The organism is Streptomyces sp. NPDC059564 (assembly GCF_042735575.1).
In the GTDB taxonomy this organism is placed as follows: domain Bacteria; phylum Actinomycetota; class Actinomycetes; order Streptomycetales; family Streptomycetaceae; genus Streptomyces.
The window spans coordinates 1-5822 of record NZ_JBHWBP010000430.1; the positions used below are offsets into that span (position 1 = coordinate 1).

Below are 5822 nucleotides of genomic sequence, written 5' to 3' on the forward strand. Positions count from 1 at the left end.
GGGGGCGCCGGCGCGGAGGTTCTCCGCGGCGGCCTCGCGCAGTGTGCGCACCACCCAGGGGTCGCTCTCGGGCTGGGTCTCCAGCAGGTGGCGGGCGGCGGCGGGGGCGCCGAGTCCGGCGTCGAGGACGGCGGCCGCGGCCTTGCCGTGGAGGGCGACGCGCAGGGCGTCGGGGATGGCCCGGTAGATGCCGGTGGCGAGGAGCGGATGCACGAACTCCAGCCCGCCGCGGTCCTCTTCGGCGGGGACGTCTTCCGCCGGCAGCGCACCGGCGCCCGGGGCTCCGGCATGGCCGGGCCCGGCGGACGCGGCTACGGCACGGCCCTCCTCGGCGGACACGGCTCCCGCACGGCCGGCCTCGGCAGACACGGCTCCCGCACGGGCGAGCCCGGCGGACGCGGCTCCGGCACGGGCGGCCTCGGCGGATGCAGCTCCCACACGGCCGGGTCCCGCGGACGCGGCTCCCGCACGGCCGGACTCGGAGAGGGTGGGTTCGGCCGGGGTGGAGAGGATGCGGGCGTCCCGTAGGCGGGTGGTGGCGTCGGCGGCCTCCTCCGCGCCGAGGCCCGCGACGCGGGCGGCGATCCGCTGCGGGATGTCGGTGCCGAGGACGGCGCAGGCCCAGGCGAAGCGGACGGTGGAGGGGCCGAGGCCGTGCAGGCGGGCGACGAGCCCGCTGCCGCGCTGGGCGGCGGCGAGGTCGCGCAGCAACGGGGCACTGGACTCGACCGGTTCGAGGCCCTTGGCGCGGACCCTGGCGGTGAGTTCGACGGCTTCGAAGGGGTTGCCGGTGGTGACCGCCCACGCCTCCCGGCAGAAGGCTTCCTCGGCGTGTTCCCCGACCGCGTCGCGGACGAGGGTGGAGACGGCGGCCGCGCTGAGCGGGGCGAGGCTCAGCGGCCGCTGTCCCGCCCGGCCGGGCAGGGTACGGAACGCCTCCGCGTGCGGGGGCAGTTCGTCGGGCCGGTACGCCACCACGAGGAGCAGCGCGAGGTGTTCGGCGCGCGGCGCGAACGCGGCGAGCCAGCCGAGGGATTCGGGGTCGCCCCAGTGGGCGTCGTCGAGGACGAGGACGACGGGGGCGTGCTGGACGGTGAGCTGGGTGAGCACCCAGTCGAGGCCGTCGCGCAGGCCCTGGGGGTCGGGCGGGGCGCCCTGGCCGGGGGCGCGGAGGCCGAGGGCGGGGCCGACGATGCCGTACCAGCCGCCGAGGACCTCGCGCAGTTCGGCCTCGGGGCGGCCGGCGAGCCGGGGCTGGATGAGCTGGCGGGCCACGTGGAAGGGCTGGGCCTGCTCCTGTTCTCCGCCGCGCGCGGCGAGCACGGCGCAGGAGCGGGCGAGGGCGCGGCGGCGCACTTCGGCGAGGAGGGTGGTCTTGCCGAGCCCGGCGGGGCCGGAGAGGGCGAGCAGGCCGCCGCCCGCGTCCGGGCCGGTGGCCGTGAGCCGGTCGAGCGCCTCGTCCACGGCACCGAGTTCCGCTTCGCGTTCGAACAGCGTGCGCCGCGTACGGCCGCGGCTCTGACGTTCCGTCATGGCTGGAATCCCCCTGGCCGATTCGGGCCTCAGGGTACGCCCGCGCACGCGCCGGGGAGTCCCGCTTACGGGAAAGATCGGATCGTTTTCCGGATTTCCCTATTCCGTCGAACGTGCGGCCAGTTCTTCCAGTACGGAGACGGCCTCGGCGGCCCGGTCGGCGGCCACGAACAGGTGGTCGTGGTGGTAGCCGGCGATCACGTTGCAGCTGAGTCCGCGCTCGGCCAGCGCGGCGGCGAAGGCTCCGGTGAGGCCGACGGCGTCGAGGGCGGAGTGGATCCGCAGGGTGATCCAGCCCGCGGTGTACTCGTAGGCGAGTCCGGCCGCGTCGGCCTCCTCCTGGCGCAGGACCAGGGTCAGCCCCTCCGCTTCGCGGACGGTGACGACGGGCGCGAGTCCGGCCGGGACCGGCGCCGAAGGCGGGAGGGTGCAGAACACGTACCGCCCCTCGTTCAGTTCGGGGCGCATGCCGCTCAGCAGTTTCCGCAGGTCGCTCTCTCCGCTCATGCGGACATCTTACCCTTCGTCCCGAAATGACCGGTTGGGCGGCCCGGGATGGATCCGGGCCGCCCGACCGCGCACGAGGGTCAGGCCGGGTCGAAGCGGCCGCCCCTCGCCTCCAGGACGAACTTGCGCCACTCGTCCGGCGCGAAGACCAGCGAAGGGCCGTCGGGCCGCTCGCCGTTGCGCATCGCGATGAACCCCTCCACGAAGGCGACCTGTACGTCGCCCACCCCCCGGCTGCTCGGCTGCCAGTCCGCCCCGCTGAGATCGAGCTCGGGCTTGCCCCACCGCGTCATGCTCTCGGCCACGTGCGTGCTCCTCCCGGTACGTCGTCCGGGGGCCAAGGGTAGCCATCACAGCGGGTGTCGCACAGGCCACGCCGGGTCGCCGTCGCCCCGGCGTACGCCCGTCCGCGCAGGGCCCGGCGCCGGGAGACCCGGCGTCGGGAGGCGGGGGCCCCGGCCTCAGGAGGCGGGGGCGTCGGCCCCGACCAGCCACATCGCGAAGAACTGCGCGCCCCCGCCGTACGCGTGCCCCAGGGCCCGGCGGGCTCCCGGGACCTGGTGCTCCCCGGCCAGCCCCCGCACCTGGAGGGCGGCTTCCGCGAAGCGGATCATGCCGGACGCGCCGATCGGGTTGGTGGACAGCACCCCGCCCGAGGGGTTCACGGGGAGGTCGCCGTCGAGTTCGGTGACCCCGGCCTCGGTGAGCTTCCAGCCCTCGCCCTCCTGCGCGAAGCCCAGGTTCTCCAGCCACATGGGCTCGTACCAGGAGAAGGGGACGTACATCTCGACGGCGTCGATCTCCCGGCGCGGGTCGGTGATCCCCGCCTGCCGGTAGACGTCGGCCGCGCAGTCCTTGCCCGCCTGCGGGGACACGAAGTCCTTGCCCGCGAAGAGCGTCGGCTCGCTGCGCATCGCCCCGCCGTGCACCCAGGCGGGCGGCCTCGGCGAACGGGCGGCGCCCGCCCGGTCGGTGAGGACCATCGCGCAGGCCCCGTCGGAGGAGGGACACGTCTCGGAGTAGCGGATCGGGTCCCACAGCATGGGCGAGGCCTGGACCTTCTCCAGGGTGATGTCGTGCTCGTGCAGGTGCGCGTACGGGTTCTTCAGCGCGTTGCGCCGGTCCTTGTACGCCACCAGCGAGCCCACCGCGTCGGGGGCGCCGGTGCGCCGCATGTACGCGCGCACGTGCGGGGCGAAGAACCCGCCCGCGCCCGCCAGCAGCGGCTGCTGGAAGGGGACGGGCAGCGACAGGCCCCACATGGCGTTGGACTCGGACTGCTTCTCGAACGCGAGGGTCAGCACGGTCCGGTGGACGCGGGCCGCGACCAGGTTGGAGGCGACGAGCGCCGTGGACCCGCCGACCGAACCGGCCGTGTGCACGCGGAGCATGGGCTTGCCGACCGCCCCGAGGGCGTCCGCCAGGTACAGCTCCGGCATCATCACCCCCTCGAAGAAGTCGGGGGCCTTGCCGATGACGACGGCGTCGATGTCCGCCCAGGTCAGCTCGGCGTCCGCGAGGGCGCGGACCGCGGCCTCGCGGACCAGTCCGGCGAGGGACACGTCGTGGCGGGCGGCCACGTGCTTGGTCTGGCCGATGCCGACGACGGCGACCGGCTCCTTGCCCGAGGTGCTCATGCCCGTTCCCCTTCCAGGACGGCGACCAGGTTCTGCTGGAGGCAGGGGCCGGAGGTGGCGTGGGCGACGGCCCGGTCGGACGCGCCGCTGTGGATGCGGGCGGCGGCCTCGCCGATGCGGATCAGGCCCGCCGCCATGACGGGGTTGGCGGCGAGGGCCCCGCCGGAGGGGTTGACGGCGACCGCGTCGCCGAGGCCGAGCGCCTTGCGGAGCACGACCTCCTGGGAGGAGAACGGCGCGTGCAGTTCCGCCGTGTCCACCGGGGCCTCGAAGAGCCCGGCGCGCTCGGCTGCCAGGCGCGTGGACGGGGAGTCGGTCAGGTCCCGCAGGCCCAGGCTGTGCGCCTCGATGCGGTGGTCGATGCCGGTGATCCAGGCGGGGCGTTCGCACAGCCGCCGGGCGGTGTCCCCGGCGGCGAGGATCACGGCGGCCGCGCCGTCCCCGACGGGCGGGCAGTCGCCGGTGCGCAGGGGCGCCACCTGGTAGTCGCCCTGCGCGACGGTGCCGCGCAGCTGGGCGTGCGGGTTGTCCACGGCGGCGGCCCGGCTGCGGGCGCCGATGGCGGCGAGGGCGCTCTCGTCGGTCTCCCCCGCGTCGATCAGCGCCCGCGCCTGGAGGGCGGCGAGGGCCACCGAGTCGGGCCAGAGGGGGGCGAGGTAGTACGGGTCGAGCTGCCGGGTCAGTACGTCGCGCACCGATCCGGGGGAGGACTTCCCGTACGCGTAGACGAGCGCGGTGTCGGCCTCGCCGGTCTGGATCTTGACCCAGGCCTCGTAGAGCGCCCAGGCCCCGTCCATCTCGACGTGCGATTCGGAGATCGGGGGCCAGGCGCCGACCCCGTCGAGGGTCATGGTGAAGGAGAAGGCCCGGCCCGCCAGGTAGTCGCTGGAGCCGGAGCAGGTGAAGCCGATCTCGCCGGCCTTCAGGCCGGTGGCGGCCAGCACCTGGTGCAGGACCGGCATGACCATCTCGACTTCGCTGAGTTCGTCGGTGCGGCGCAGGTGGTCGCTCTGCGCGAAGGCGACCACCGCGACCTCACGGGCGTATCGGGCCATCAGATGAGCTCCTTGTACGCGTCGTAGTCCGCGTCCGGCTCGCCGGTGGGGCGGTAGTGGTCGGGGTAGCGGCCGCCGTCGGACCACACCGGTTCGACGCGCAGGCCCATGCGGACCTGGTCGTACGGGATGCCGCCGATCCGGCCGTGGAGCGCGAGGTCGGCGCCGTCGAGGGCGATGTGGGCGTAGACGTAGGGGACTTCGATGTCGAGGCCGCGCGCCTTGATGTTGACGATGCAGTACGTGGTGACGGTGCCGGCCGGGCCGACCTCGACCCGGTCGGTGGTGGCGACCCCGCAGGTGGGGCACGCGCCGCGCGGGGGGACGTAGACCTTGTGGCAGGAGGGGCAGCGCTCGCCGACGGTCCGCCGCTCGGCGAGGGCGTTGATGTAGGCGGTCTGGGCGCGGCCGGGGCTGTACGTGTAGTCCAGGCGGGCCTCGGCGACGATGCCGGTGACGGGGTCGGCGAAGGTTCCGTCGTGCGGGGCGGGTTGGTGGGTCGCGGGGCTTTCGCCGGCCGGCTCGAAGCAGGCGATGTCGGTGATGGCGCCGGTGCGGTCGGCCGCCCAGCGGATCCGCACCCGCATGCCGGTGCGGACGGCGCCGGGGGCGGGGGCGTCGAGGGCGTGCAGGATCGCGGTGTCGGCGCCGTCGAGCCGGACCAGCACCCAGGCGAAGGGGGTCGCCAGGGGCTGCTGCGGGCGGGGGTCGCCGTTCCAGGCCCAGGTGGTGACGGTGCCGGTGGGGGCGACCTCGACGAGCTCCCGGATCTCCTCGGCGGTGACGGGGTCGTACTCGACGGGCGGCACCATCACCTGCCCGGCGGCGGTCCGGACGCCGAGCACGACGCGCTCGCGCAGCCCGGTGAGGAAGGCGCTCTGGACGGGGCCGAGGGAGCGGGTGAAGGGAAACTCGACGACGAGCGGCGCGCGGAGCACCTGCGGTGGGGAGGCGGCTGTCATGACTGGTCTCCGATTCTCACGGTCGGGGGGCCCGCGTGCCGGACAGGGGCCCCGGGTGCAGCCCGGTCCGGGGCCGGTCCGGGGCCGGCTCGGGGTCCGGGGCGCAGCCCCGGGGAACGGGCGAAGGG

Annotated in this window: 6 protein-coding genes; all 6 read right to left on the bottom strand. The window is 75.2% G+C overall.

Annotation, left to right across the window (positions count from 1 at the left end; genetic code table 11):
* On the bottom strand, positions 1 to 1533 hold a 1533-nt coding region (locus tag ACFV0Q_RS37355), incomplete at its 3' end, for an AAA family ATPase (RefSeq protein ID WP_385011908.1).
* Between the two features lie 99 nt (positions 1534 to 1632).
* Entirely contained in the window at positions 1633 to 2040 is a 408-nt protein-coding gene (locus ACFV0Q_RS37360; RefSeq protein ID WP_385011910.1) for an ACT domain-containing protein, read from the bottom strand.
* An 80-nt stretch (positions 2041 to 2120) separates the two neighbouring features.
* Positions 2121 to 2333: a DUF397 domain-containing protein gene (locus tag ACFV0Q_RS37365; RefSeq protein ID WP_385011920.1), complete on the bottom strand. Its 213-nt coding sequence runs from the start codon at positions 2331 to 2333 to the stop codon at positions 2121 to 2123.
* A 168-nt stretch (positions 2334 to 2501) separates the two neighbouring features.
* The gene (locus ACFV0Q_RS37370; RefSeq protein WP_385011913.1) at positions 2502 to 3677 is read right to left on the bottom strand and encodes a thiolase domain-containing protein; all 1176 of its coding nucleotides are present in this window, start codon (positions 3675 to 3677) and stop codon (positions 2502 to 2504) included.
* Positions 3674 to 4732 carry a thiolase domain-containing protein gene (locus tag ACFV0Q_RS37375; RefSeq protein WP_385011915.1) on the bottom strand — a complete coding sequence of 353 codons (1059 nt, stop codon included), beginning with the start codon at positions 4730 to 4732 and terminating at the stop codon, positions 3674 to 3676. The genes ACFV0Q_RS37370 and ACFV0Q_RS37375 overlap by 4 nt, the downstream gene beginning before the upstream one ends.
* On the bottom strand, positions 4732 to 5694 hold the full coding sequence (locus tag ACFV0Q_RS37380; protein ID WP_385011918.1) for a Zn-ribbon domain-containing OB-fold protein: 963 nt from the start codon (positions 5692 to 5694) through the stop codon (positions 4732 to 4734). Before ACFV0Q_RS37380 ends, ACFV0Q_RS37375 begins: the two co-directional genes overlap by 1 nt.
* Positions 5695 to 5822: the final 128 nt, after the last annotated feature.

Bases quoted from the DNA above. Each gene is read 5' to 3' on its own strand.
- ACFV0Q_RS37360 (WP_385011910.1), bottom strand. From the start codon at position 2,040: ATGAGCGGAGAGAGCGACCTGCGGAAACTGCTGAGCGGCATGCGCCCC.
- ACFV0Q_RS37370 (WP_385011913.1), bottom strand. From the start codon at position 3,677: ATGAGCACCTCGGGCAAGGAGCCGGTCGCCGTCGTCGGCATCGGCCAG.
- ACFV0Q_RS37375 (WP_385011915.1), bottom strand. From the start codon at position 4,732: ATGGCCCGATACGCCCGTGAGGTCGCGGTGGTCGCCTTCGCGCAGAGC.
- ACFV0Q_RS37365 (WP_385011920.1), bottom strand. From the start codon at position 2,333: ATGACGCGGTGGGGCAAGCCCGAGCTCGATCTCAGCGGGGCGGACTGG.
- ACFV0Q_RS37380 (WP_385011918.1), bottom strand. From the start codon at position 5,694: ATGACAGCCGCCTCCCCACCGCAGGTGCTCCGCGCGCCGCTCGTCGTC.